This window comes from Microcystis sp. LE19-131.1A (assembly GCF_027532015.1).
GTDB lineage: Bacteria > Cyanobacteriota > Cyanobacteriia > Cyanobacteriales > Microcystaceae > Microcystis > Microcystis ichthyoblabe_A.
In genome coordinates, this window is sequence record NZ_JAPZSS010000262.1 from 1 (window position 1) to 25631 (window position 25631).

Below are 25631 nucleotides of genomic sequence, written 5' to 3' on the forward strand. Positions count from 1 at the left end.
AACTATCTTCCTACTTTTATCAAGGATCTTAAAGATTTAAAAAGTACCTCCCCTTACTCAGTCATAAAAAACCTTGTCTTTACTGATATTTTAGCAGTTAAGCAGCTAAGCGAAATTAACAACCTTAAAAAATTAAAAGGATAATATAATGCCTATCGTATCCGAATTGGTGACTATAGAATTGTTTTTTTTGTTGAAGAAGATACAATTACATTTGCTCGTGTTCTTCATCGTCGAGAATCGCCGATTAAACCACTTGCGGGAACTTTCCTGCGCCTCCAGATGAATCAGAAAGAAAGATTCTTTTCCTCGAAACTTAACTTGTGCGACTAAATCGCTTTCATACCTTTCTCCTTCCGTGACATCGGTAAATACTTCTTTGTCTAAAAAAGTAATCGATTCCCTATCTAAATAATCCATCAATTGAGGAAAAATAACTCGATAAATTCGACAAAAAAGGTGGAGATTAACTCCTTAAATAATCGATCATGGTCAATATTATTAGTCATGTAATATCATCTTAACTAATCTGAGCGATGAATGACTACTCTTATGTATTGTATTCTGAAAAGTCGGTTTTGGCAACGGATTGTTATGATCTCACCCCCTTAACCTACGAGGAGAGGGGGATGCTTTCCGCAAAAAACCCCACAGAAAACGGGTTTCTTGAAGAAACCCGTTTTCTCGATAAGAAATTAATGGCATTTTCCCTGGATTTAACCTTAAAGTGATTAACAAGCGCAGACATTCCGCTAACCGATCACAAAAAAAACTGGAGCGAGCGCTTTTCGCCACCCCAGTGCTGTCACGGAATTCAATTCTGTATCTAAATTAACACATTATTGGTAGCAAGCATGATTAAGGAAATTGGAAATTTTTCCGAAAGGGGTTTCCAAAGGCTGTAACCTTGACTGACAGGGGATTTCCGTCCTGATAAGGCCAAAGTTTTTGAAGTCTATCCTCGAAAATTAAACTTCGGCACTGAGATGTTCCCCCAGATGAACGGTTTTCACCCATTTTAAACGTTTAGGACGCAAAGCCATCCGGAGGCTGACACTGGGAATAATAATAAACCAGTGCATCATATAAATCATGCCGCGAAGGGTTTGAGCAAGGATGTCTAAACCGAGAGCGAAAGTGAATTTTCTACCCGTATTGACTCGGATTAATCCTGTCACCATCCCCCAGAGAGAAAGGGAAAGAGCCAAACCAGTTAAAGGAGTTAAAATCGGAGCTTGATGCTGGGTAATAGTGATTAAAAGATCGGGAATAGCGGCCGCAGGTAAGATATATTGAACGAGCAAAAAAGCAATTAAATCAAACTTTTTCGGCCAAGGCATGGGAGACTTTAAAATTGCTTTCCAATAGTCGAGATAACGCTGAAAACCACCTTCGGCCCAACGATTGCGCTGATGCCATAAAGCGATCGCAGTTGTCACCCCTTCTTCTGCTACTGCGGGAAAATTTAAGACATTAATTTTCCAATTATCGATATGGAGACGAATAGTTAAATCAAGATCGTCGGTGATCGTTTGTTCATTCCAACCCCCGCAACGATTTAAGGCACTACGACGGACAAATTGACCATTTCCGCGCAATTCTCCGATCCCTCCCACCGCGATCCGTTGCTGTTGGAAACAGCTATCAAAGATCATTTCTACCGCTTGTCCTTTTGTCCAGAAGTTTTCGGCGGCATTGGCGATCGCTTTTCGCACCTGTACCGCACCCACTTCTCGATCGTCGAACATTGGGACCACATGACGCAGTAAATCCGAGGATAATCCCGCATCCGCATCGAATACGCCGATAATTTCCCCGTTAGTCAGGGATAAAACCTGATTCAAGGCGCCGGATTTGCCACCTCCAGCATTAGCAGGACGATGGAGAATTTTTAATTGGGGATATTCTAAAGCAAGGCGATCGAGAATTGCACCGGTGTTATCGGTGCTATAGTCATCGACGATCCAGACTTCTAACTTATCTTGGGGATAGTCTAGATGACAGAGATAATTAACCAGTTTCGTGATTACGGTTTCTTCATTTTTGGCCGCTACTAAGAGGGACACCCTGGGGACAGAGGTTAAATCCCAATCTGGTAAAGGAATTGGCGGCGTTTCTGGTTTCGTGAACAGCAGCCGCAAAGCTTGCCCCGATAGTACCATAGTTAGGGCGATAATTGCCCAATAACCCCAACTCAGCCAATGAAGTCCGATAATTATTGTCCAGATCGCCATGAGGCTAAAAGCCGCTTTCTGTCTGCGTCCCGATCGGCCTTGAAAAATTTCGCTCCTAAATTCGTCCTCCTCATCTTCGGGATCGGACCAGTCAGATAGGAGGGAACCAATCGGGTCTAATTCTTCGTTATCATCCTCTCGCGACCAATAATTTTCTGCCATAATCGACTCAGGTTAAGTAACTGTTCAAATAGAAGCTTATTTCTTGCTTTATCTTACCGAAAATTGTTAAAATTTTTAACGGAATCTTAAGTTTTTTTCGGGAAAGAAACCCCAGTTTTTCAGGCTATTGGTTCCTTTTACCCGATAAATGCGCTTTTTTGGGCTAAGATTACTTTGTTTACATTCGTTGAGAAAATTTAACATTTATCCCCTATGTCAAACCTGCTCCTCTGTGTCGGACTGATTTGTGGCTCAATTATTTGGGTGGAGATCGTGCGTGATTGCTATCATGCTCTGGCCCACCATTGGCAGCCCCTTTATCGTCTGCACGTCTGGCATCATCGGGTTTTTCGTCCCGATCTGTCGGTAATGAGCGAGGAAATTTATCGTCGGGCCCACTGGTACAATGATGTACCGGAGGCCTTGGTTATGTTGGCTGCCAGTGTTTTACCGGTACTACTGGCCTACTCTTGGGGTTTCGATCGCCCTTGGTTGGGTTGGTTAGGTTCCCTTTATACTTTGGCTTTTCTCAGCACGGCGATCGGTCGAGGTTTAGGGATCGCCAATCTGGAGGAATTAACCGATTTAACCCATCGTCCGGGGCAATTTGAGAGTTTCCCCGCTCAATGGCGCGTTAATCGTACTTACCACTGGCGACACCATTTTGATAACCAAAAGGCTTATTATTGTGGAACTTTCACCTTTATGGATAAATTGATGGGGACGGCACTTTCTCTCAAGGGTAAAACGATCGCCATTACCGGAGCGAATGGAACTTTAGGGCGATCGCTGTTAAAGTACCTACAACTGAAGGGAGCCAAGGTAATCGCGCTCACTTCTGGGGAGAATGCGATCGCTATTGAAATTAACGGCGAATCAGTACCTGTAAAAACCGTACAATGGCAAATCGGTGAAGAAACGCAACTTGAGGACCTATTTAAGTCTGTAGATATACTGATTTTAAATCATGGCGTTAATGTCCACGGCCAAAGAACCCCAGAAGCGATCGAATTAGCCTACCAAGTGAACACTTTTTCCGTCTGGCGTTTAATGGAATTATTCTTCAAAACTGTCCGCACTAACGAGCAAATTGCCCGCAAGGAAGTCTGGGTGAATACCTCGGAAGCGGAGGTTAATCCTGCCTTTAGTCCCCTCTACGAACTCAGTAAACGAGCGATCGGTGATATGATTACCCTGCGTCGTTTAGATGCTCCCTGTGTGGTAAGAAAGCTAATTCTTGGCCCTTTTAAGAGTAATTTAAATCCTGTGGGTATTATGTCCGCCGATTGGGTGGCTAAACAGATTATCAAGGCGGTACAAAGGGATAGCCGCAATATTATTATTACTATTAATCCCTTGACTTTTATCACCTTTCCAATTAAAGAATTCTCTGTTTCTACCTACTTAAAACTATTTACTCGTTCCCCAAAAAAACAGAAAAATCCCTAACTATTTATCCTTAATCGGGTATCAGGACTATTTTTCCTCGCACTCTTTCCGATTCACTATAACTATGAGCTGCTGCCACCTGGGAAAAAGTATAGGTGCGATCGATTCTAACAGTTAATTTACCCGATTCGATCGCTTCTTTGAGAAATTGCCAGTCGGAAGCTTGTGCTTGAGCAAAAAATATCAGTTTCCCTTTTTGGGGCAACCAAGCACCGAGATAATTTAGGAGGATAATTCCAGGATTTGGGAGGGTGGTTATATAGGTGCCTTGGGGTTTTAAAAGCTGACGACAGTGCCAAAAAGAAGACTTAGCCACAGCATCGAAGATTATATCATATTTCTGCTCGGTTTTTCTCCAATCTTCTTGGGTATAATCGATAACTTTATCGGCTCCTAAAGAGGTGACATAATCGATATTTTTGCTACTACAAACTCCATCTACTTCTGCGGAGAAAATTTTTCCTATCTGCACAGCAAAGCTACCCACTCCTCCCGATGCACCATTAACTAAAATCCGATTTCCTGCTTGAATATTGCCAAAATCTCGCAAGACTTGCAAAGCGGTAGAAGCAGCTAAAGGAGTGGCGGCAGCTTCAATAAAACTCTGATTATGCGGTTTTTTAACTAAGAGGGAAGCGGGAATAATTGCATATTCAGCATAGGTTTTACCGGGCAATTGATTAACAAAACCAAAAACCTCATCTCCGATCTGAAATTGTTCCACCTGACTACCTTTTTCAACGATAATTCCCCCATAATCAAAACCTAATTGCAGGGGAAATTTATTACCTGTGGCTATTTTGAGCATTCCCCGACGAATCTTCCAATCAATCGGATTAATCCCCGCTGCCATAATCTTAATTAAGACTTCTTTCCCTTGGGGAATTGGCTTTTCTATGTCTGTGTATTGGAGAACATTACTATCGCCATAGCGATTAATGATAATAGCTTTCATAATTAAGAAAAAAGTTGATAAAATAGTAAGGGAGCAAAAGTAATGACCAAGAGAACAAAAATCCAAACTCGTCCCGCTAAAAGATTATAATCTTGCCCTAATCTTGACCAAGAGTGACCGGCGATAAAATGACCGAACAAAAATTCAAAACCCACTGTTAATACTAACCAAATTAAACCGATGGTAATGGCTTGACCGGACGATTCTAGACCCCAAAAATAGACAAGAGTGCCAATATAAAGACTAAAAAAGAGGATTCCTGTCAGGGTAGAAATTTGATGAGCGCGCAGTTCATCGAGATATTTTCCGTAGGTGCTTTCCCTGAGAATACCGTTACTAATTCCTATTACGATCATCGGGAGCCATAGAATAATGTAGCGACTAATCATAAGTTGTTGGTTTAGAACTCGCTCTAATTGCATTATATACCGCAGCTGCTCTGGGCAAATCTCTCAAGGCAAGAGAAAAAGACAAAAATTGCATTTATCCCATTAATTGGCCATTTTTTTAGTTACGGCGTTTCTCATAAAGATGAAGTATAAACTGATCGGGTATCGTCTCGGAGTCTCACCAAAACGAAAACCTCATACCTCACCATTAAGATAACTGCCATAAGTGAGGATAGGGGTGACAGTAGGGTAAATTGTTAATTTTTTTGCTAATTCAGCTAAATCATCCGAAAAATGTCACACTAGAGGTAGAGGAGCGTCAACTATCAGTCATCAGCTTTCAGCAATTTTTGGCTATTTCCCCGGGGTATTGCTGGCAGCCGGTGGGAAAAAAGATTAACTTCAACCCTGACGTTATCTGCTATCGAGGAGGCTAATTCTATGGATAATACGGAAACAATCTCAGTCGATCGGGATACCAACAAACTCTATAATAAAATTCTCGTGGCTGTGGATTATCAAGATCCCACTCCAGAGGTTTTGAATGCGGCTATTCTCTTAGCGAAAACCTACGCTAGTGAGTTGCGAATTGTTTATAGTATGTCTCAACCTTTGACTCCCTACACGGAAACTTTTATTTATGGTAATCTGATCGGTTATGGTGGCGGTTATCCCCCCGATATGATCGCCTTAGAACAACAAATCACCGAAGAAATGCAAGCGGAATTACAAGCTTGGTTAAACGGTTTAGTTGATCGAGCTAAGGAAGATAATATCACGGCCAAGGCTGATTATTATATCGGTGATCCGGGGCAGAAAATTTGTCAAGTTGCCCAGCAGGAGGGGATAGATTTAATTATTGTTGGTCGTCACGGTCGATCGGGTTTATCTGAGTTAATCTTAGGTAGTGTCAGTAATTATGTGGTACATCATGCTCCCTGTTCAGTTTTGGTAGTACAAATTACTCATTAATTAGAAAGGGTTGAAATCCATTTTTTGCTGTCCATTGAATCGCTCCATCTCTCCCGGTCCAGTAAGTCTTAATCCGGGCCTTTCTCAGTTGATTTTTGGCATTGCGGGAGAGATTGTTAGTGACAGCGATCGCTGTTTGGGGTCGAATTGACTCTAGCCATTGTTTATCTAGATTGCTTCCCTGCCATAATAACACTAGGGGGCTGAATTCTTGGGATAAATTAACGGGAATTTTCGGGTTGACAATCCATAGCCAAGATTGATTTTTTACCTGAAATTTAAATAAATTTTTCTCGAGCAATTGTCCAGTAATTTCACCAAGATTAAATTTTTCTAACTGGGATAAATTAATAGTTTTTTTGATCGGTATGCTCTCACTGATAGTTGAGAATTGCGCCGAATTATTGACGGTTATTGCTCTTTGTATTTGATTAATTCCCTCCTGTCGCAAAAAAGGCAAAACTGTATAACGTGCTGTTGCGGGTTCCTCCCCATTAATTAAGAGAGTATTTCCTCGATTTTGAATAATGATTACCGGTTGCGATTTGGTGGCTAAAACTGTCACCTGAGTTAAAGTAAAATGCTGATAAATAATCGGTATTAAAATTAAAGTGAGGATAAATAAACCAACTAAATGCCACCGTTGACGAAACCAGAGGTTGCAGCAGATTAAGGTAAGGCAAATATAAATAATTAACATCACTCCTAAAGATAATTTACCCGTGGAGTAGGTACTAAAAGGAAGCAGACTAAAAAAGTGGCTAATTTGCAGTAATAACTTGAGAGGGTAATAGAGAATACTAGCGCCGATACTGCCCAAAGGGGGATAAATTAAGCCTAAAAAAGCAGTAAAAACTCCTCCTAAACTAATTAGGGTAATTAGGGGAGTTGTGATAATATTAATGGGGATATTATAAAGAGCGATCGAGTTAAACGTAAACATTAATAAAGGCATAGTCCAGAGAGTGGCAGCTAGACTAATAGCTATAGGTTCAGCGATTAAATTAGGGAAATAGTCAATTTTATTTTTCAGTAAGGGAACGGTAATAATTAATCCCAAAGTCGCTAAAAAACTTAGCTGAAATCCTAAATCCCAAATCCAGAGAGGCTGCCATAATAATAGAATTGTAGCTGCTAGTAATAGGGAGCCTAAACTATTAACTTGTCGATTATAAAGCAGACCGATTAATGCCCCAATTCCCATCAAAATCGCCCGCATAACTGAAGGTTGTAACCCTGTTAAGGTGCCGTAAATTATTAAGATAGTAACGGCAATAATAAACTGTTTTTTGGGGGATAAATTGCGAGTAATAGTTAAAACAAATCCCAACAAAATAGACACATGAAAGCCAGAAGCTGCTAAAATGTGAGCCAATCCAGTTTTAATAAATAAATCGGTGATTTTTGCTGATAAATTAACCGCTTGTCGTCCGAGGGTAATCGAACTTAATAAAGTCCCTTTTTCTTGGCCTAGTCCTTGAATTTGTGCCTCAACAATGCGCTGACGAATCTGCCAAACTCCCCAAGTCGGTGATTTTTTATCAATAATTATTTCCCCTTTTAAACCAGCAAAAGCACCCTGACGCGCTAGATAATTAGCAAAGTCAAAAGCACTGGGATTATTGGCACGACGGGGACGATAAAGTAATCCTTTAACTGTTATTTCTTGTCCGGGATAAACCTGATTTTCTGCTAGATTTGGTAGAGTAACGTACAGTTTACCTGTAGATTTTTCCTTTGGTAAATTCTTGAGGCTAAATTCTTTTACTTCTAACCAAAATTGTAAATTTTCTCGGCGATTGAGACGGATTTCTGATATAATACTCCCCGTGATTTTAATAGAGTTAACTACATTATTTTTTAAAAGATGACTGATATCGTTTGCGCTGGGGTAAGGAGTGCGAATTTCTAGATAAACAACGGCAAATATAGCTATTAATCCCGCTATCAGCCAAATTTTTTTCGGGGGACTTTGCCACCAAAAACGACGGATAAAAATTGTGGTTAACGTGGTAATTAGACTAAGAATAACAATTCTAATTATCACTTCTTGCCATCGGTTTAACTGGGGACTAAAATCTACCAGACCTGTAGATAATAATCCCAGAATATAGGCTAAACCAAGAATAACACTATTAGGGCGATTCATAGAAATTTTTGTCAAAGAATTTCAGAATTAGCGAGCATTATTTTTACCTAATATCAGCGAAAATCGAGATTAAAAAGTAACTTAGCATAAACACGATGGGGATCGTTAAATGTAGGTAACTTTAATAATTCCTGCTGAAAATTTTGCCATTCCTGCGTCAAAGGATGATTATTTTTAGTGAGAGGAGGAAGATAGGTTTGCAAGAAATTAGAGAGAAGTTCTTCTTGCCAACTTTGCGATCGAGGATATTCTTGAAGACTCCAATCATCCCCTAATTTAGCTGTTTTGGCCGCATATTGTACTGCCACTTCTAGACCACCAATTTGATCAACTAAACCAATTTTAACCGCATCTTTTCCCGTCCAGACACGACCTTGGGCCACAGTTCTAACCTTGTCTGGGGATAATTTTCGCCCCTGGGCCACCGTCTCGATAAATAAATCATAGAACCGATTAACTGCCGCTTGATAAATTTCTAATTCTTGGGGATTTTTCGGTCTGGTAATAGTAGATATATCGGCTAATTCTCCAGTTTTCACTGTATCCCAATCGATGCCATTATTATTAGCAATCTTCTGGATATTTAACAATAATCCAAACACACCGATGGAACCAGTAATTGTATCATTATCGGCAAAAATTCTTTGACCCCCCATGGCGATCCAATAACCCCCAGAAGCTGCCACATCACCCATAGAAATAATTACCGGTTTTGTCGCATCTAAACGCTTAATTTCCCGCAGAATCACCTCAGAAGCGGTGGCACTTCCCCCCGGACTATTAATCCGCAAAACTACCGCTTTCACCTCCTCCTTCCCCTGTAATTTTCGCAGTTCCTTCGCCAATTTATCCCCACCGATTTGGCCTCTATCTCCCTGACCTTCTACGATTGTCCCTTCTGCATAAACTATCGCTATTTGATCGCTACTATCTTCCTCCTCATCGAGAGAACTAGCATAATTGGCTAAAGAAATTTGCGAAAAAGAGCTAGAATTTCCCTCCTCATTAGTTTTATTTTTTGCTTCTCCCGTCAACTCTTTAGCTAAAACAATTACTCGATCTAAATAGGCCACTTCATCAACAAAACCCGCCTTTTTCGCCGTGGTTGCTTCCAGAATACCTTGAGTATCAGAAATAGTTTGCACCTGTTGGGGGGTTAAATTGCGACTTTTGGCCACTGTGGAACTATAGTTAGACCAAATTGTATCGAGTAGGGTTTGCAGCTGCTGACGATTCTGGACACTTAAATCCTGACGCGTATAGGGTTCCACTGCACCTTTAAAAGAACCCACTTTTACCACTTGCACCCCCACACCATACTTTTCTAGTGCATCGGCAAAAAAGGTTTGTTGACTACTTAAACCATTAATTTCCATTCTCCCCACGGGATTAATAATCACCGTTTCAGCAACGGAAGCGAGATAATATTCCTTTTCCGTCCATTCCATATCGTAGGCGATAATTTTTTTACCCGATTGGCGAAATTTTGCCAAAGCTTGCCGCACTTCCGTCAGGGTAGCATAGCCATATTCACCGATATTGTCGCGACCATAGAGTAACAGACCGACAATGTTATCATCAAGGGCGGCCTTTTCGATCGCCGCTATCACCTGTCGCAAATTTAAAGTGGTCGTACTCTCACCGGTCAAACTATCGGCTAAACTGGAACTAGGAGGAGCATCGCTGATATTGGTGGCCAAGTTAAAAACTAAGACCGATTTTTCCTTAACTGAGGAGCTATCGCTAGAAATAAGCAAGGAAAGCAGTAAAAATGCTAATCCTCCCACACCTAAGACCGAAAATGCCAATAATCCCAGTAAAGTTCCCAAGCAACTAGCGAAAGTTTGTTTAAAAAACTGCCCCATCGGTTTTCATCTGCTACTAATTATCCTGTTTCCTATTGTAGGGATTCCCCGCCCAGAAACAAGTTTTTTATTTGCGAACAAATGTACCGAAAACCTTGGAGATAGTGACTGGAGTTGTGAAGTGTCAAGGGATCGGCTAAGATTGTGATAGATAATTTCCAGTCAAAGAGATGAATCAATTAAATTAAAGATAGATTCTGTCTTTGATCCCCCCTTCCCCCCTTGATAAGGGTGGTGTCTGGCAATTTTTAACACCCACCTACTTAAAAGAGATGAATCAATTAAAACCCAAACTTGTCAATTATCCAGATTGGGATCGAAAAGAACAAATTAAACGAAATCGTTCGGCCTTGGCTATCTTAGAACAAAGACGACAAAAACGGTCACAAATAACCGATGAGCAAGACCAAGAAATTTCCCAGTGTTTGCTCAATTTTCAGACTGCGATTGATAATGCTCGTCCTTTGGGTTCAAAGCTTTATAGCCAAGGATGATTGTCTTTATCGATTCGGGGGTTTTGGGTTTACTAACTCATCCTAAAAAAGCGGGTAAACCAGCTGACTGCGAAGACTGGCTTTATTCACTTTTGTCTAAAGGCGTTTATGTAGTTAGTTCCGATATCTGTGATTATGAAGTCAGAAGAAGCCTATTATTAGAATCGGTCAAAAAAAATTCCTTTAATAGCCTAGATAATCTTAATGAATTACGCAATGTCATTGATTTTTTAAATTTAGATACCGAGGTGATATTAGCAGCGTCACAAATTTGGGTAGAAACTCGAAAGATTGGCAAACAAACGGCTGATAATTACAATATTGACGTAGATATTATTATTCTTGCTCATTGGCAGTTATTAAAAAAACAATATCCGAGTCGTTATCTAGTCATCGCTACTACTAATGTCAAACATTTTCAGGGATTTGCAGAAGCTTTAAATTGGCAAGATATTAACCTATAACAGCTTTGATCTCGATCATTTTTTCACTTTAATTATTTAATCTTATGCAGTTTATTGATCGCGCCGAAATAGAAGTAGAAGGGGGTAAGGGAGGTGATGGAATTGTCGCTTTCCGTCGGGAAAAATACGTCCCCGCTGGCGGTCCGGCCGGAGGTAATGGGGGAAAAGGTGGTTCGGTGATTTTTGTGGCGACTCAGAACCTGCAAACCCTGCTAGATTTCCAGTATAGTCGCTATTTTAAGGCCGATGACGGTAAACGGGGCGGTCCGAACAACTGCACTGGAGCCAACGGTAGCGATCGCATTATTAAAGTTCCCTGTGGTACAGTAGTTTACGATCTCGATAGCGAGGAAATTATCGGCGATTTGGTCACTCCCGAACAGACTTTAATCGTCGCTGCCGGGGGAAAAGGGGGATTAGGCAACCGCCACTTTTTAAGTAATAATAATCGCGCACCTGAATACGCTTTACCCGGTTTAGACGGGGAAAAACGCCATTTACGCCTAGAATTGAAGTTATTAGCGGAAGTGGGCATTATCGGGCTGCCCAATGCGGGAAAATCCACCCTAATCTCGGCCGTTTCCTCTGCTCGTCCCAAAATCGCCGATTATCCCTTTACGACTCTCATTCCTAACTTGGGAGTGGTACGCAAACCCACGGGAGATGGGACGGTATTCGCCGATATTCCTGGATTAATCGAGGGAGCGCACCTAGGAATCGGCTTAGGACACGAATTTTTGCGCCATATCGAACGCACACGCCTGTTAATTCATCTTGTTTCCTTGACAGCAGAAGACCCGATCGCCGATTATCAAATTATCCAAGGAGAATTGGCCGCCTATGGTCGAGGCTTAGAAAAGCGATCACAAATACTGGTTTTCAACAAAATTGATGCTGTGGACGAGGAAACGATAGATAACTATCAAAAGCAGTTTGCTAAAATAACCAATGCCGAGATTTTGACTATTTCCGCCGTAACAGGAGCCGGATTAACCACTTTACTCGCCAAAGTTTGGCAGCAATTAGAGCAACTGGAGAGGGTCGAGGATGAAACCCCTTCCCTGTTTTCCTAAAATCGCTCGTTAGTTGTTGAGCTGCCGGGGTGCAGGTGGTCGGCGATTGCTCGGCCTTCTTTCCGTACCTTCAAAGTTACCATTAGAACGACGGGTGCGGCGCTGTTCGCCTTCATTTTCGGCCGCATAGACTTCTAGATAAAGAGAGCGACCCGCATTTGCGGCCGCCATCTCTAGGGTAGTTCTAATCGCCTGTAAATTGCGTCCTCCCCGGCCGTAAACTTTGCCTTTATCGGCATCATCGAAGGCTACACGCACCCAAAGACGTTCATTTTCCTTACAGCGCTCGATATCCAATCTCAGACTGGCCGGATCTTCCAAAAACGGCTCGATCATAAATTTCACCAGTTCGAGATAATTGGGGGTACTAGGCATTGATTTTCTCGAAAATTTTCTGTTTGGTGAGAATGCTGCGCACGGTGTCCGTCGGTTGCGCTCCTTGTTGTAAGCGTCGGATGATTCCTTCTTCATCGAGACGCACTTCATCGGTGCGGGGATTGTAAAATCCTAATTCCTCTAGGGGACGACCATCGCGACGACTGGTGCTAACGGCCGCAACGATACGATAACTGGCTTCGCGTTTTTTACCAAAGCGTTTTAGACGTAATTTGATCATGGTTACTCAAAAATTCTTCTTTCCGATTCTAACTCATCCCGACGGTATTTCCACAAGTGGCGATCGAGGGAACGGTCGGCAGCCATTCGATATTATTGAAAATAACGCCGATATCTTATCAGTGATCAGTAAACAGTGAACTAAAAACTCAAATCTGATCCCGTCGAGCGTCTCCCGTAGGCTGCATCTCCTATTTGTGACTTTCTCTCACTTATGGTCAGCAGCAGTTATTAAAAGAGGGCGAATGCAATTCGCCCCTACAATAATATTATTGCGCCAATGGTAGGGGCGCACCGTGGTCAGTGAGTTTATCGAACTGCGTGCGCCCAAAATATGATATAGATATTTCTATAAAATTGAGATGCAGCCTTTCACTGATTACTGATTACTGTTTACTGTTTACTGATCACTGAAAGGCCTCCCGTCTTGACTAGGAAATTAATTTTGCACGACTACTTACCCTTCTCTAACCGTAAACTTTCCCATAATACTCTTGATATTCTTTGGATAACAAAGGTTGCCACCAATCCCGATGATCGAGATACCATTGAATGGTTTTTCTTAATCCCCCCTCTACCGTTTCTTGAGGTTGCCAACCTAATTCGGTGCGAATTTTAGTGGCATCAATAGCATACCGGCGATCATGTCCGGGGCGATCCCTGACAAAAGTAATTAAATTCTGAGCAGGTTTCACGGGTAAATCGGGAGCTAATTCATCCATTAAATCACATAACATCCTGACTAAATCGATATTTTTTACCTCATTATTTCCGCCAATATTATAGGTTTCTCCCGCTTTTCCTTTGTGAATAACTGTATCTAAAGCTTGACAATGATCCCGCACATATAACCAATCTCGAACATTTTGACCATCACCATAAACAGGTAAAGGTTTACCCAAAAGAATATTAATACACATCAAAGGAATTAACTTTTCGGGAAAATGATAAGAACCATAATTATTAGAGCAATTAGTAATAATTGTCGGCATTCCGTAGGTATGAAAATAAGCTCTCGCTAGATGATCACTCCCCGCTTTTGAGGCAGAATAGGGACTATTAGGAGCATAGGGAGTAGTTTCGGTAAAAGCCGGATCATCTAATCCTAAACTGCCATAAACCTCATCGGTGGAAACGTGCAGAAAACGATAGTTATCGGGTTGGTGATTACTTAACCAATGTTGCCGAAAACTTTCTAATAGAGTAAAAGTTCCCACCACATTAGTTTGCACAAAAGCTCCAGGACCAAGAATCGATCGATCCACATGGGATTCGGCGGCAAAATGGGCAACTGTATCGATATTTTCACTGGCAAATAACTCATCAACTAAAGCTCGATCGCAGATATCCCCTTGCAGAAAACGGAGATTCTTTCTATCTTTCAGTGTCGCTAAATTATGCAAATTGCCCGCATAGGTAAGAGCATCGAGAACAATAACACGATCCTCAGGATAATTCTCGCACCAATGATGAACAAAATTCGAGCCGATAAATCCTGCTCCACCAGTAATTACTATGCTTCTAGCTTGATTTTCTGTCGCCATGGCCACCTCTAGCAAAAGTTCGCTACTTATTTTAGGCTTTTTTGCTTCACACTTCTTCATCAAAAGTGATCTGATCGGAGTGATAATCCGGCGGTTCAACGTGAATTAAAATTCTCACAGGGCTAAATTGTTGGCTTAATCTTGCTTCTACCGCTTCCGTGATTGCGTGAGCAGTTTCTACATCTTGAGCGGAGACAATTAGGTGCATTTCTATAAATACCTGTCTTCCTACCACTCCCCGAGATGCGATCGCATGACAATTAAGCACCCCCGGCACCTCCAGGACAATTTGATGAATCACTTCAGGAGCGATCGCCATTTCATCCACTAACAAAGGTAAATTCTCCATCAGGACTTTCCAACCACTGCTAAACACCAAAAAAGCGACGGGAAAGGACAAAATCACATCTAACCATTGTAATTGGGGAATATTAGCCGTATTACCCACCCAAACCCCAACTAACCCCAATAAAACCGTAATTGTCACCCACACATCACTCATGGTATGACGAGCATCGGCAATCAAAATCGCACTACCGACACGCTGCCCCACGGATCTCTCATAGTAGGTGACAAAAATATTCACCCCTAAAACGATAATTAATAGCCATAATTCAGGACCGGCAATCTCGACAGGTTTTCCGCCTTTAATAATACGCATGATCGCCCCCCGCAAGATTTCAAAACAGGCAATTCCCAAAAAAGCGGCGATCGCTAAAGCTCCGATCGCTTCGTATTTCAGATGTCCGTAGGGATGATCTCGATCGGGATAGGGAGAGGAAAACCGCATCGCCACCAATCCCAAGACATTATTAGCACTATCGGTGACACTATGGAGAGCATCCGCTTGCAAACTCAAAGAACTAATTCTCAAACCCACCCCCGCTTTGATCCCCATAACCAAAATGTTCAGCAGCAGGGTGATCCAAAGAACCTTTTGGACAGTAGCCCGATTATCTTTTAAAACAGCCACAGGATTATCAGTTATCAGTGATCAGTGTTAATTTTCCCACTCTTATCTCCGTTTTTTTTCCTTTTTACTTTTGGCTCTTCTAGATTACTGGACAGTGGGAAGTTCTTGCCGGGGGGGGAAATCTGACTATCCCCAGGATGTTCAGGCTCAAATTTTGGCTAAAGTCGAAGCCTTTGAAGGTTTTGTTACTCCCAATGCCCTTGCCCTTGGTTGGCTCCCAGTTCTCAGTTTAGAATTGCCTAAGACCATTTGGACAGACTTCCCTCGCTGGTTTCCCACGCTTTCCTGCCATGGTTTCCCCAGCAAGGGGATTGCTCTACTCGCCCTGCAACCCCCTCGCCCAAGCCTTTTTCTCGCAAAACCCACCCATCCCACTTTTGTCTAAATTACTCGCCGCCAATCCCCACCCCCTCCCCAATCCTGATCTGCTGGACTTAGCCCCATAACCGTTACTCGATTTCACCACTCTAAACTTCGTACTCTCCTGGAAAGAAGAGCCAAATTAAAAAACCTAGAAATCAGTTTTTAGAATGGTAAACAAGTTGAATATCGATTTTATTTCTCTTGAATTCCCACTCTTGATCTCTCAGCCTTCTGATCTTCCAGAAATTTTCCTTGTTGCCAGAGAACTATGATACAATGGCATGAAAAAATAGAGAAAAAATTTTTTTATCATGGACAAGGTGTCAACACCAAGCCTATCAATTGTTATTCCCACTAGAGAAGGATTCGCTGACCACTGGTTTAATGCGCTGACCGAGGTCAAGGGAGAAGTAGAATTTATCTTGGTTCATCCACCTGGAGCCCCTAAGTATCCCACTTCCGACCCTAGGGTACAGCAAATAGTCAGTCCCTTGCGGGGAGAAATTATTCAACGTGCCACAGGTTTGATCAATGCTACCGCTCCCTATACATTGACAATTAATTGTGATGAGTATATCAATCCCGACATTTCAGAAATTAGCCGTCAATACTTTTCCCGATTTCCTGATAGTTGGGTCATGAGACTTAGCCGGAAAGATGTTGAATTTGGTAAAAAAGAAATTCTAGAAGCTCCTTGGCTTTCACCAAAACCGATCGAAAAACTAGAAGTTTGTGGTAGGTCTCAAGGTAACTCTAAGCTATACGAACAAGGCAACTACCTATTGGAAATTCCCATTACTCCTATCGATAATAAATTTGATGTAATGTGTATTTTTAGAGGAAGAAGAGATCATCGAGGTCCGCATACAGAGAATTTTGACAAGAAGGTTTGGAAAACTTCTATAGCACAGGAAACTCTGAAGGATCTGGTGGGGTTAATGCCTTTTATGGGTCCGTTTAAGTATATTCCCTTTTGGTGTCTTGATCGAGTTTTGGGACTAGCTATACAAGCGAAGTTTTTTGAGCAAGGAAAAGGCAAAATTATTGGTCATCTCTTACCGATGCCAGAACAAATTCGTATTGAAAATAATCCACCTGAATACATACGATTTAATCGTTATGGTGTACTTTCTGAACTTTACTTAATCAGACGTTTTCCCCAATACGGATATATGTGGAATCTCGTTATTCCCAACATCTTAAATGTGCCGCGAATCTTTATTCGTTCTCGCTTGGGTAAAGAGGTATGAAATATCAGTCTATCTGTAATCTGTCAAGGAAGTAAGTATTAAGACTTGCTTCCTATTTTTTAGCTGTTAACCTTAATTTAGCTTTTTAAATATTTGCCTAATTTTAATTTTCACACCGTTGTAAAATTCTTCAAAAAATAGATTCCAAAAGTAGCCATACTGGGGAAATTGTTTCACTAACAACATCTCTACCAACACTAACAATCGCACTGTTTTTAAGGAATAAGGCCTAACAATATATCTGATTTGACCAGGTTCGGGCATCCAATGACCAATACAAGCACCTGTTTGAAAAAATTTAGCTTGAATATATAGTCCGATTGCCCTATCTAATCCCCAAAGAGGCAACCAAGTTAAAAGTTCCGCCATTCTTGTCCCTTGAAACATTTCTGTGAGAGCTTCTTTAACTGCTGGACTTTTCCAAATGGTATTATTAAAAGGTTCCACATGACTTCCATGAATGTCTTTTCTCTTAGCGTAGGGCCAGAGAGCAACTTTTATATCAAAATGATTTTCTAGAGGAGCAATGGGAACTTCTATCAAATCCTGATGGGAATCTTCTCTTTTTCTGGCAATCCTAAATTGCTCAAGAGATGGCAATTGCTGCCAAGGTCTTTTAATTTTTTCTTCATCTAAGTAGTTTATTTTTTCTTTAAACAAACGCAGCATCCAACTCTGAGGAAATTTCTCAAAGTATTCAAGAGTTAGGGATACAACATCCGGATGCACGAAGTCATCATCATCTAAAGCCAGTATATACTGACCAGTGGCGTTCATTAAACCGAAGGCTCTTTGAGGTGTTTCTCCTTTGTAGAGACTGTATAAAATTTTTACTCGTGGGTCAGTTATGAAGGCCGCAGTTGTGCCGGGAGGGTAAACTAAGATAAATTCTACGTTTCCCTGCACGGATAAAAGTTGTTGTAACCAATATTCGGAAAAATTTCCGATGGTCGGGCTAATAATAGATAATATCGGTTGATTGAAACTAGCAAGCATCTCTGGTGAATTTATTGAGAAATAATTTGACGATACCAACACAAATTTGCTGAACTTAGGTGACTACCAAGACTCTCTCAAAAAAATACTTTTCAGATGAGAGATGGTAATTCTTGTTGACTCTTATTGTAATCTTGGGGGATGCCTATGTCAATAAAATATTCGTCAGAAATCAAGCCATACATAGGAATTTTCTCGGTATAAACTTTGAGAAAGTCGTCCTCAAAAGAAAATTTTGATGGCAGATCAAAGCTGGATAATATGTTTTTACCTGCACAATATATGCCGCCATTAATATAGCCTTTATGTTGATATTTTTTGGATTCAAACCCGATAATTTTTTGGTCATCGTCTAGCAGAACATTATTATAACGATCAAAGTCAGTTAGCGGCTTCAGAGCAACAGTTATCAGGGATTTCTTTTGATTATGTAAATTAATTAAGGCGGATAAATTGACATTAAATAAGGTATCGCCGTTAACAATTAATGCTTGTTCGGTTTCAATTTTATTGAGTGCCAACCGGATTGCTCCTCCAGTTCCCAAGGGTGTATCTTCTATCAAATAAGTTAGCTCGTATTCCTTGTATTTATAACCAAAATGATCGATAATTTTCTGATGTTCATAGCCCACAGAAACTAAAAATTTGTTGGTAATTTTTTGAGAGATTAGGTAATCTAATAGATACTCTAAAAAAGGCCTGTCGGCAACGGGAGCCATGGGTTTTGGTAAAGTGTTGATCACCGATCGCAACCTGGTTCCTAACCCACCCGCCAGAATAATTACATCCATAGATACACCTCAAAAATTTGAATTATTGCCAATCTTTTAAAAACTATTTTTAGGGTTACAGGGATAATCCTTCCCCGTTGATGCTTGGTTTGCTATAATGTCCATGCTTGGGTTCCGTATTTGGTAAAATGAAAATTAATCACTTGGCCTCCTTCTGATTTCAAAGCTTTAGTTACTTCGATTTTCTTGGTAGGATCGACCATAAAGATAATAAAACCACCGCCACCAGCTCCTGATATTTTGCCTGAATAGGCCCCGGTTTCCCTAGCTACCCGATAAATGCGATCAATCTGCGGATTACTAATTAATTTGGATAATTTCTTTTTCGCTTCCCAAGAAGTTCTCAGAATTTCTGCTATCCCCATAAAATCTGATTTAAGCAGTGCTTCTTTAAAGAGAATTGCCTCTTTTTTGAGTTGATGGGTAGCGGCGATCGCTTGTTCATTTTTTTCTTGGACATTCTGAATTTGATCCTCAATTACTTGAGATGAGTAGCGAGAAATGCCTGTATAGTAGAGGATCAGAGAGACTTCCAATTCATTGATCACCCAATTTTTAATCCGCAAAGGATTAACTATGACTCGATCTTGTTCATAAAATTCCATAAAATTAAAACCGCCAAAAGTGGCAGCGTACTGATCCTGTTTGCCCCCTAACCAGCTTAGATCAATTCGTTCGATCTCGTAGGCTAAATGGGCGATATCATACTCACCTAGGGGTAATTTTAACAGTTCCACAAAGGCTTTAACCATGGCTACCGCTAGGGTGGAAGAAGAACCTAATCCCGAACCAGCCGGCGCATCGGAAAAGGTAGTGATTTGCAGCGGCAAAGGTTGCCCTTGATTAAAGTCTTTAATCAAACGATTATAGACCGCTTTATGCAGATCGAGAACGCCGTTATAGGGGAGAGGAAACTGGAGGGTTTCTATTTGTTGTTCTCCTCGATCGGCGGCAACAAAAATGACTTGTTTGTCAGTAATTTCCGTGACTGTACAGTAGGCATAGAGATCGATAGTAGCGTTGAGAACGTAACCCCCATAAAGACTACAGTAGGGCTCCACATCGGTGCCACCACCACCTAAACCTAATCTTAAAGGAGCTTTGGTTCTGATGATCATAGGTAGGCTGTTTAGGTTGATTTTTTGCTAGGAGATTTTAGTTAGGAAAGAGCGCTTCTTCGATCGCTAAACAAATAGTATGGAGAACAAAACCATGACCTTCTTGAATGCGCGGGGTACTGGTACTAGGAATCATCAAACAATAATCGGTTTTTTGCTCTAGAGCTAATCCCTTCGCCCCAGTTAAACCGATGCTAGTGAGACCTTTTACTTGACAAACTTTGAGAGCTTGATGGATATTAGCGGAATTTCCCGAAGTGGAAATACCGATAAACACATCGCCAGGGTTTCCTTCCGCTTCTATCTGGCGGCTAAAAATATATTCGTAGCCATAATCGTTGGCAATCGCTGTTAAACTGGCGATATCGCTATTGAGGACGCGAACTGGCAAAGACTGTCTTTCTTTCAGAAATCGGCCGTGCAGCTCACCGCCAAAATGGATAGCATCGGCGGCACTGCCTCCATTACCAGCCACTAATACTTTGTGGTTATTGCGATAAGCATTGATACATACTTGGCAAATCTCTTGGATTTTTTCTAGATATTTTGTCTCGGTTAGTAGGTTTTTTTTCAGGACATAAGCTTCCTCCAATTCAGTCTTGATTAAAATTGACAGAGACGGATCACTCTGGAAACTATCCAATTTTTTGTTTGATTTTTCCACCATTGGCATAGGTTTGATTTTCCAATTTTTATTAGTTGAATAAATTTAACTCTCAATCATTCTGTCATTATATTGAATAGTATCAAAAGACGAGAATCGCTCTCCATTAATTGGGCATAAAACCCCTAGCACGGTAGAATTGATCACAGGACAAGAAAAACAGGCCAATGATAGTTCTAGAAAAACCTAGAGCGATCAAGTCAAAAGAGTGATCCTTTGCCAGTTATTCTGGGAATATACCACAAACGCCCCAACCCTAGCACAATTTGTTTTGTTTGTGAATAAACTTTTGATCTATTCTGACCGAGACGAGGGATTTCTGAGCGGGGGTTCAACCTTTGCCAGTCTTGGCCTTTTGTTTGGCTGGACAAAAATGTTAACAATTCCTGACAATACCGCCGATATAATCAAAAGCCCAAAGGCCTGACGGCGTATAATATGCCCTGATTGCTATACCCTGACATCTAGATAGTAAAGAGAAGCAATTTAGCCGAGAAAACTAGCACAAATCGCGACAATCCCTCGAATTTTGTCTGTCCATCGGTTCAAGCTCTCGTCTCTGACAGAAGAACTGAGAATTCTAGTCCCCGACTCGAAAAAGTCCAACATCAATGAATCCTTTCCCCGCAATTTCCGTCAATGACGGCCACCAGAAATACCCGTCTCCGCCACATCTTGGCAATTCTGACCGCGAAAGCGAAGATAGAGCAAAAAAGAACAAAGCCTTATTTCTCGATCGAGATGGGGTAGTTATTGACTATATTCCCTATCTGAGCAAACCAGAACAGGTGAGCATTCCCGCCGGGGCAGCGGCTGCCTTAAAACAGTGGCAGGATGCGGGTTATCTGCTGATCATCATCACCAATCAATCGGGACTTGCTAGGGGCTATTTCACTTGGGACGATTTGGCGGCGATTCACGGGCGTATGATTGAGGAATACCGACAATTGGGCGTGCATTTTCACGATCTTGCCATCTGCCCGCACCATCCCGACGAAGGTTGTCCCTGCCGCAAACCCTCCCCCTATCTGCTGCTGACAGCCGCCCAGCAATACGGAATTGACTTAGCCGGCTCGTTGTTCATCGGCGATGCGCCCAGTGATCTAGAATGCGCCCTAGAAGCTGGTTGTCAGCCCGTATTACTCTTAACAGGGCGAGGAAAAGTCACCCTTGGGGAGATCGAGAAATACCCAGTTGAGATTCCCGTATATAGCCAACTAAAGGAAACGGTAGAATTATTGTCAAAAACCGCTGCCGAGGCAGAATTATGAGAATATTAGTCCTTTCTTGCAATAACTTTCCCTATCCACCTAGTCGCGGGGGAACCGAGGTTAGAACTTTTAACCTGATCAAATATCTTCATCAAAACCACGATGTCACCCTGTTCGCCCGTCGGGTGGAGAATGTCACCGAAACTCAGATCGAAGAATTAAAAACCTTTACCGATCATCTTGTCTTATTTCCGCCCCAGGAAATTCCCGATCAAGGCAAGGGACTGACAAAACTAATCGGTCAAACAGGGCGCTTTCTGGAGGCAATAGGACAGATGACCCCTGCTAATGTTCTTAGTTATCGTTCGCCGCTCATTCAAGAGCGAGTAGATGAATACGTCGAGCAGCAAAAATGTGATGTAATTATCTGCGCTCACAGTATCAGCGAGATTTTTATCCGGCCAGAATACCGTCAGCGAGTCAAAACAGTAGTAGATATTCACAGTTCCGTGTACGGTTGGACACGCAATCATCTAGATAGAGGAGCTTCCGCCTATCCGCTGCGGGACTTTCTCTATCTGCCCCTACTCTATCAGTACGAAAAACGTTACTGTGCCAAGTTTTCGCAGTTGGTGGCCACGACCGATTATGATCGCGAACAATTGTTAAAGATCCTCCCAGATATACGGGTGGAGATCGTGCCTAATGGCGTGGATTTAGACCTGTTTCCCTATCGTCCTCGGGATCCTGGCGGCCATAATTTGGTCTTTGTCGGTGCCATGAGTTCTACCCATAATATCGATGCCGCCCGTTTTTTTGTTTTAGAAGTCCTGCCAGTCATTCAACAGCGATATCCCGACACCACTTTAACCCTAGTGGGGGCAAACCCCGCACCGGAAGTTCTCGAACTCGCCAAGTATCCCGGTGTGAGCGTGACGGGGACTGTTCCCTCGACAGTGGAATATTTACACCGAGGAACCATTGCTGTGGTTCCCCTGCGGGTGGGATTGGGAATCAAGTGCAAAACCCTAGAATCCATGGCCGCTGGGATTCCGATTGTCGCCAGCGATCGCGGTTTAGAGGGTTTAACGGTGGCAGCAGCGGGAATTCCCCCTAGGGCGTTGCGGGCTAATAGTGTTGCTGAGTACGTTACAGCGATCTCTAGGTTGTTCGATGATCCTTCTGTGCGAGAACAACTGTCCCATAATGCCCGGGCGATGGTGGAATCGGAGTACACCTGGGAGCGAGCGGGACAAAGATACGAGGAAATTTTGCAGGACTAATATTATTTTTTAACCCCGAAATTTCCCTCGAGACTGTTAGAGGGTTTTACCGCTATAAAAATTGATTTTTTGGAGCCTAATCATGAAAGTTTTAATAGTAGGAAATTACGTCAACGATCGGCAGATTAGTATTAATCGTTTTGTCGGTTTAGTGGAGAAAGGACTCAGACAAAAAGGACACGAAATTCGGCGAGTGCAAGCACAGCCTATTTTCGGTCAACTGAAGCCTTCTCCCCAGGGAATCGGCAAGTGGTTAGGGTACATCGATAAGTTAATTATTTTCCCAGTGCAGTTACGTCAGCAGCTTGATTGGGCTGATATCGTCTGCATTTGTGATCAAGCTTTATCCTATTTAACTCCCTATCTAAAAGATCGCAAATATTTTATCATCTGTCATGATCTGCTGGCCATCCGTTCCGCCCTAGGAGAAATTCCTGAAAATCCCACCAGTTGGACGGGAAAACAGTATCAGGCGATGATTTTGCAAGGATTAAAACAGGCTAAATATGTTGTCTGTTCTTCCGAAGCTACTCGTGCCGATGTTCTCCGTTTAACTAAAATTGCTCCCGAACAAACGGAAGTAATTGAGGATTGCTTGAATCAGGGATACAGTCCGATGACAAAAGCAGCAGCAGTAGCTCTGGTGGGCAAATTTAATATCAACCGTGATTATCCTTGGCTAATTCATGTCGGAGGCCGCCAATGGTATAAAAATCGATTGGGATTGCTGAAAATATTCAAGAGGTTAATCACTTTCTCTGGTCTGGAAAATTGCCGATTGATCCTGATGGGAAAACTTTTGCTGCCAGATATGCGAGAATTTGTTAATCAGAATAACTTGTCCGCACAAGTAATCGAATTAGGAACCGTCTCTGATGATGACTTACGCGCCTTTTATTGCCTAGCAACTGCTTTAATTTTTCCCTCCTTTCAGGAAGGATTCGGTGTTCCCGTGATTGAAGCTCAATCCTGTGGTTGTCCCGTCTTTACCTCCAATCGTCTCCCCATGACTGTTATCGCTGACGATGCGGCAGTGTATTTCGATCCCACCGAACACGAGGCTGCTGCTACTATTATTGCAGAAAATCTTCTCGCTCCCGATCGCCTGGAAGATTTGAGGCAAAAAGGTTTTATCAATGCCACTCGCTTTACTTACGAAAGAATGATCCAATCCTACGACCAATTATTGCCAAAATTGTAGTCTAGAGCTTTTTGGCGACTCATTAAGTACCTAAGCAAAATTAATTACACATTTCGATAAAGCTTTTGCCTATTGCCTTTTGCCTATCCTAACCAAGAAATTAATTTTGCACGACTACTTATCATCGAAAATTTGGGTCTGAAACCCCGCCGTTTTAGGTTGGCTTTACTGTTAAATATGAGCATCGTTTACGAAATATATGCTAAAATGTGAGACATGGAAAAAGCCTATTCGTTTCGATTTTACCCCACACCCGAACAAGAGTCGCTATTGCGGCGCACATTGGGCTGTGCAAGATTGGTTTACAATAAAGCTCTCCATCTCAGAACACAAGCATGGTACGAAAGACAAGAAAGAGTAGGATATACTGAAACTTCTTCAATGCTAACCGATTGGAAAAAGCAAGAAGAATTAGACTTTCTCAATGAGGTAAGCTGTGTACCTTTACAACAAGGGTTAAGACACCTACAAACAGCTTTTACTAACTTCTTTGCTGGTCGTACTAAGTATCCTAACTTTAAGAAAAAACATCAGGGAGGAAGTGCCGAATTTACCAAATCTGCTTTTAAATTTAAAGACAAACAAATCTATTTAGCCAAATGCACAGAACCCTTACCTATTCGATGGTCAAGACAAATCCCAGAAAGCTGTGAACCAAGCACAGTAACAGTCAGATTACATCCATCAGGACGTTGGCATATTTCAATTAGATTTGATGACCCAACGATTAAGCCTCTACCAGTAACAGATAAAGCCATCGGAATTGACTTAGGAATTAGTAGCCTTGTCATTACCAGCAATGGCGATAAAGTATCTAATCCCAAGCATTTTAAGAAACATTATCGGAGACTGCGAAAGGCCCAAAAAAGCCTTTCTAGAAAACAGAAAGGCTCAAAAAATCGGGAAAAAGCAAGAATCAAAATAGCCAAGATTCACGCTCAAATCACCGATAGCAGAAAAGACCATTTACATAAGCTAACCACTCAATTAGTTCGTGAAAACCAAACGATTGTGGTTGAGAATTTAGCCGTTAAGAATATGGTCAAAAACCCGAAATTATCTCAGGCAATATCTGATGTAAGCTGGGGAGAAATCACCCGACAATTAGCCTACAAATGCCGTTGGTACGGAAGAAATTACATCGAAATAGATAGATGGTTTCCTAGCTCTAAAAGGTGTAGTAATTGCGGGTACATTGCTGAGAAAATGCCGTTAAATGTTCGAGAGTGGGACTGTCCAGACTGTGGGACGCACCATGACCGAGATATTAACGCTAGTAAAAATATTTTGGCCGCAGGGCTTGCGGTGTCAGTCTGTAGAGCGACCATAAGACCAGAACAGAGTAAATCTGTTAAGGCAGGTGCGGAACCCCGCAAGGGAAAGAAGCAGAAACCTAAATCGTGAGGTTTGGGAATC

Annotated in this window: 26 protein-coding genes and 2 pseudogenes; 14 read left to right on the top strand and 14 right to left on the bottom strand. The window is 41.8% G+C overall.

Annotated features, from left to right (window positions below):
* A pseudogene (locus tag O9323_RS18645) lies at positions 1-333 on the top strand (type II toxin-antitoxin system RelE family toxin); the annotation flags it as partial.
* On the opposite strand, the pseudogene O9323_RS18650 reads toward O9323_RS18645, so the two are convergent.
* Positions 232-509 (bottom strand): annotated as a pseudogene (locus tag O9323_RS18650) (hypothetical protein); the annotation flags it as partial. The pseudogenes O9323_RS18645 and O9323_RS18650 sit on opposite strands and share 102 nt — an antisense overlap.
* A 27-nt stretch (positions 510-536) precedes the next feature.
* Between O9323_RS18650 and O9323_RS18655 the strand changes: the two are divergent.
* Positions 537-731, top strand: coding sequence for a hypothetical protein (locus O9323_RS18655; RefSeq protein WP_002753960.1), 195 nt, complete (start codon positions 537-539; stop codon positions 729-731).
* A gap of 237 nt (positions 732-968) precedes the next feature.
* Here the strand turns inward: O9323_RS18655 and O9323_RS18660 are convergent, their stop codons facing one another.
* A complete protein-coding gene (locus tag O9323_RS18660; RefSeq protein WP_002774578.1) occupies positions 969-2396 on the bottom strand; it encodes a glycosyltransferase family 2 protein in 1428 nt (475 codons plus the stop codon).
* Between the two features lie 213 nt (positions 2397-2609).
* On the opposite strand from O9323_RS18660, the gene O9323_RS18665 reads away from it, so the two are divergent.
* Positions 2610-3845 (top strand): bifunctional sterol desaturase/short chain dehydrogenase, encoded by a 1236-nt coding sequence (locus O9323_RS18665; protein ID WP_016514260.1) that lies wholly within the window; start codon positions 2610-2612, stop codon positions 3843-3845.
* Between the two features lie 10 nt (positions 3846-3855).
* Here the strand turns inward: O9323_RS18665 and O9323_RS18670 are convergent, their stop codons facing one another.
* A complete protein-coding gene (locus tag O9323_RS18670) occupies positions 3856-4800 on the bottom strand; it encodes an NAD(P)-dependent alcohol dehydrogenase (protein ID WP_288125564.1) in 945 nt (314 codons plus the stop codon).
* 2 nt (positions 4801-4802) lie between these two features.
* Positions 4803-5189, bottom strand: a complete 387-nt coding sequence (locus O9323_RS18675) for a hypothetical protein (RefSeq protein WP_036394698.1) — start codon at positions 5187-5189, stop codon at positions 4803-4805.
* A gap of 441 nt (positions 5190-5630) precedes the next feature.
* Between O9323_RS18675 and O9323_RS18680 the strand changes: the two genes are divergently transcribed.
* A complete protein-coding gene (locus O9323_RS18680; RefSeq protein ID WP_002736636.1) occupies positions 5631-6161 on the top strand; it encodes a universal stress protein in 531 nt (176 codons plus the stop codon).
* On the opposite strand, the gene O9323_RS18685 is transcribed toward O9323_RS18680, so the two are convergent.
* Positions 6151-8310: a ComEC/Rec2 family competence protein gene (locus O9323_RS18685; protein WP_288125565.1), complete on the bottom strand. Its 2160-nt coding sequence runs from the start codon at positions 8308-8310 to the stop codon at positions 6151-6153. The two genes, O9323_RS18680 and O9323_RS18685, sit on opposite strands and share 11 nt — an antisense overlap.
* 53 nt (positions 8311-8363) lie before the next feature.
* The gene (gene sppA / locus O9323_RS18690; protein WP_002753951.1) at positions 8364-10175 is read right to left on the bottom strand and encodes a signal peptide peptidase SppA; all 1812 of its coding nucleotides are present in this window, start codon (positions 10173-10175) and stop codon (positions 8364-8366) included.
* Between the two features lie 272 nt (positions 10176-10447).
* Here sppA and O9323_RS18695 point away from each other — a divergent pair, with 272 nt between their 5' ends.
* The 3 genes from O9323_RS18695 to obgE are packed head-to-tail and all read left to right on the top strand — an operon-like array spanning position 10448 to position 12206.
* On the top strand, positions 10448-10669 hold the full coding sequence (locus tag O9323_RS18695) for a hypothetical protein (protein WP_150978015.1): 222 nt from the start codon (positions 10448-10450) through the stop codon (positions 10667-10669).
* Entirely contained in the window at positions 10666-11133 is a 468-nt protein-coding gene (locus tag O9323_RS18700; protein WP_002753949.1) for a type II toxin-antitoxin system VapC family toxin, read from the top strand. The genes O9323_RS18695 and O9323_RS18700 overlap by 4 nt, the downstream gene beginning before the upstream one ends.
* Before the next feature lie 44 nt (positions 11134-11177).
* Positions 11178-12206, top strand: a complete 1029-nt coding sequence (obgE, locus tag O9323_RS18705) for a GTPase ObgE (protein WP_002753947.1) — start codon at positions 11178-11180, stop codon at positions 12204-12206.
* Between the two features lie 9 nt (positions 12207-12215).
* Here obgE and O9323_RS18710 read toward each other — a convergent pair whose 3' ends face one another.
* On the bottom strand, positions 12216-12581 hold the full coding sequence (locus tag O9323_RS18710) for a KH domain-containing protein (RefSeq protein WP_002736767.1): 366 nt from the start codon (positions 12579-12581) through the stop codon (positions 12216-12218).
* Entirely contained in the window at positions 12574-12822 is a 249-nt protein-coding gene (gene rpsP / locus O9323_RS18715) for a 30S ribosomal protein S16 (protein WP_002736858.1), read from the bottom strand. The genes O9323_RS18710 and rpsP overlap by 8 nt, the downstream gene beginning before the upstream one ends.
* Here rpsP and O9323_RS18720 point away from each other — a divergent pair.
* Positions 12821-12961, top strand: a complete 141-nt coding sequence (locus O9323_RS18720) for a hypothetical protein (protein WP_155119094.1) — start codon at positions 12821-12823, stop codon at positions 12959-12961. The two genes, rpsP and O9323_RS18720, sit on opposite strands and share 2 nt — an antisense overlap.
* A gap of 327 nt (positions 12962-13288) precedes the next feature.
* Here the strand turns inward: O9323_RS18720 and rfbB are convergent, their stop codons facing one another.
* Entirely contained in the window at positions 13289-14365 is a 1077-nt protein-coding gene (gene rfbB, locus O9323_RS18725; RefSeq protein ID WP_002753944.1) for a dTDP-glucose 4,6-dehydratase, read from the bottom strand.
* Positions 14366-14411: 46 nt separating this feature from the next.
* On the bottom strand, positions 14412-15338 hold the full coding sequence (gene cdf31, locus O9323_RS18730) for a CDF family zinc efflux transporter Cdf31 (RefSeq protein WP_288125566.1): 927 nt from the start codon (positions 15336-15338) through the stop codon (positions 14412-14414).
* A 154-nt stretch (positions 15339-15492) separates the two neighbouring features.
* Here cdf31 and O9323_RS18735 point away from each other — a divergent pair, with 154 nt between their 5' ends.
* On the top strand, positions 15493-15723 hold the full coding sequence (locus tag O9323_RS18735; RefSeq protein ID WP_155119093.1) for a hypothetical protein: 231 nt from the start codon (positions 15493-15495) through the stop codon (positions 15721-15723).
* 289 nt (positions 15724-16012) lie between these two features.
* The gene (locus O9323_RS18740) at positions 16013-16951 is read left to right on the top strand and encodes a hypothetical protein (protein ID WP_002753938.1); all 939 of its coding nucleotides are present in this window, start codon (positions 16013-16015) and stop codon (positions 16949-16951) included.
* 72 nt (positions 16952-17023) lie between these two features.
* Here O9323_RS18740 and O9323_RS18745 read toward each other — a convergent pair whose 3' ends face one another.
* From O9323_RS18745 to O9323_RS18760, 4 genes are all read right to left on the bottom strand, one after another.
* On the bottom strand, positions 17024-17947 hold the full coding sequence (locus O9323_RS18745; RefSeq protein ID WP_002753936.1) for a glycosyltransferase: 924 nt from the start codon (positions 17945-17947) through the stop codon (positions 17024-17026).
* A 92-nt stretch (positions 17948-18039) separates the two neighbouring features.
* The gene (locus tag O9323_RS18750) at positions 18040-18738 is read right to left on the bottom strand and encodes a nucleotidyltransferase family protein (protein WP_002753934.1); all 699 of its coding nucleotides are present in this window, start codon (positions 18736-18738) and stop codon (positions 18040-18042) included.
* 92 nt (positions 18739-18830) lie between these two features.
* On the bottom strand, positions 18831-19856 hold the full coding sequence (locus tag O9323_RS18755) for a GHMP family kinase ATP-binding protein (protein WP_002753932.1): 1026 nt from the start codon (positions 19854-19856) through the stop codon (positions 18831-18833).
* 37 nt (positions 19857-19893) lie between these two features.
* Positions 19894-20529: a D-sedoheptulose-7-phosphate isomerase gene (locus tag O9323_RS18760; protein ID WP_002732320.1), complete on the bottom strand. Its 636-nt coding sequence runs from the start codon at positions 20527-20529 to the stop codon at positions 19894-19896.
* A gap of 602 nt (positions 20530-21131) precedes the next feature.
* Here O9323_RS18760 and O9323_RS18765 point away from each other — a divergent pair.
* The 4 genes from O9323_RS18765 to O9323_RS18780 all read left to right on the top strand — a co-directional run bounded on the left by O9323_RS18765 (position 21132) and on the right by O9323_RS18780 (position 25619).
* Positions 21132-21791 carry a D-glycero-alpha-D-manno-heptose-1,7-bisphosphate 7-phosphatase gene (locus O9323_RS18765; RefSeq protein WP_002753925.1) on the top strand — a complete coding sequence of 220 codons (660 nt, stop codon included), beginning with the start codon at positions 21132-21134 and terminating at the stop codon, positions 21789-21791.
* Complete coding sequence (locus tag O9323_RS18770; RefSeq protein WP_002753923.1) at positions 21788-23014, top strand: glycosyltransferase family 4 protein; 1227 nt, start codon at positions 21788-21790, stop codon at positions 23012-23014. The genes O9323_RS18765 and O9323_RS18770 overlap by 4 nt, the downstream gene beginning before the upstream one ends.
* Before the next feature lie 82 nt (positions 23015-23096).
* A complete protein-coding gene (locus O9323_RS18775) occupies positions 23097-24215 on the top strand; it encodes a glycosyltransferase family 4 protein (RefSeq protein WP_002753922.1) in 1119 nt (372 codons plus the stop codon).
* Between the two features lie 216 nt (positions 24216-24431).
* Positions 24432-25619 (top strand): RNA-guided endonuclease InsQ/TnpB family protein, encoded by a 1188-nt coding sequence (locus tag O9323_RS18780; protein ID WP_288125567.1) that lies wholly within the window; start codon positions 24432-24434, stop codon positions 25617-25619.
* Positions 25620-25631: the final 12 nt, after the last annotated feature.

Coding starts and splice junctions, on each gene's coding strand:
- O9323_RS18700 (WP_002753949.1), top strand. CDS start 10,666: ATGATTGTCTTTATCGATTCGGGGGTTTTGGGTTTACTAACTCATCCT.
- O9323_RS18770 (WP_002753923.1), top strand. CDS start 21,788: ATGAGAATATTAGTCCTTTCTTGCAATAACTTTCCCTATCCACCTAGT.
- O9323_RS18655 (WP_002753960.1), top strand. CDS start 537: ATGAATGACTACTCTTATGTATTGTATTCTGAAAAGTCGGTTTTGGCA.
- O9323_RS18685 (WP_288125565.1), bottom strand. CDS start 8,310: ATGAATCGCCCTAATAGTGTTATTCTTGGTTTAGCCTATATTCTGGGA.
- O9323_RS18660 (WP_002774578.1), bottom strand. CDS start 2,396: ATGGCAGAAAATTATTGGTCGCGAGAGGATGATAACGAAGAATTAGAC.
- obgE (WP_002753947.1), top strand. CDS start 11,178: ATGCAGTTTATTGATCGCGCCGAAATAGAAGTAGAAGGGGGTAAGGGA.
- O9323_RS18670 (WP_288125564.1), bottom strand. CDS start 4,800: ATGAAAGCTATTATCATTAATCGCTATGGCGATAGTAATGTTCTCCAA.
- O9323_RS18755 (WP_002753932.1), bottom strand. CDS start 19,856: ATGATCATCAGAACCAAAGCTCCTTTAAGATTAGGTTTAGGTGGTGGT.
- sppA (WP_002753951.1), bottom strand. CDS start 10,175: ATGGGGCAGTTTTTTAAACAAACTTTCGCTAGTTGCTTGGGAACTTTA.
- O9323_RS18775 (WP_002753922.1), top strand. CDS start 23,097: ATGAAAGTTTTAATAGTAGGAAATTACGTCAACGATCGGCAGATTAGT.
- O9323_RS18720 (WP_155119094.1), top strand. CDS start 12,821: ATGGTTACTCAAAAATTCTTCTTTCCGATTCTAACTCATCCCGACGGT.
- O9323_RS18745 (WP_002753936.1), bottom strand. CDS start 17,947: ATGCTTGCTAGTTTCAATCAACCGATATTATCTATTATTAGCCCGACC.
- O9323_RS18760 (WP_002732320.1), bottom strand. CDS start 20,529: ATGCCAATGGTGGAAAAATCAAACAAAAAATTGGATAGTTTCCAGAGT.
- O9323_RS18750 (WP_002753934.1), bottom strand. CDS start 18,738: ATGGATGTAATTATTCTGGCGGGTGGGTTAGGAACCAGGTTGCGATCG.
- rpsP (WP_002736858.1), bottom strand. CDS start 12,822: ATGATCAAATTACGTCTAAAACGCTTTGGTAAAAAACGCGAAGCCAGT.
- O9323_RS18665 (WP_016514260.1), top strand. CDS start 2,610: ATGTCAAACCTGCTCCTCTGTGTCGGACTGATTTGTGGCTCAATTATT.
- O9323_RS18780 (WP_288125567.1), top strand. CDS start 24,432: ATGGAAAAAGCCTATTCGTTTCGATTTTACCCCACACCCGAACAAGAG.
- O9323_RS18765 (WP_002753925.1), top strand. CDS start 21,132: ATGAATCCTTTCCCCGCAATTTCCGTCAATGACGGCCACCAGAAATAC.
- rfbB (WP_002753944.1), bottom strand. CDS start 14,365: ATGGCGACAGAAAATCAAGCTAGAAGCATAGTAATTACTGGTGGAGCA.
- O9323_RS18675 (WP_036394698.1), bottom strand. CDS start 5,189: ATGATTAGTCGCTACATTATTCTATGGCTCCCGATGATCGTAATAGGA.
- O9323_RS18695 (WP_150978015.1), top strand. CDS start 10,448: ATGAATCAATTAAAACCCAAACTTGTCAATTATCCAGATTGGGATCGA.
- O9323_RS18740 (WP_002753938.1), top strand. CDS start 16,013: ATGGACAAGGTGTCAACACCAAGCCTATCAATTGTTATTCCCACTAGA.
- O9323_RS18680 (WP_002736636.1), top strand. CDS start 5,631: ATGGATAATACGGAAACAATCTCAGTCGATCGGGATACCAACAAACTC.
- O9323_RS18710 (WP_002736767.1), bottom strand. CDS start 12,581: ATGCCTAGTACCCCCAATTATCTCGAACTGGTGAAATTTATGATCGAG.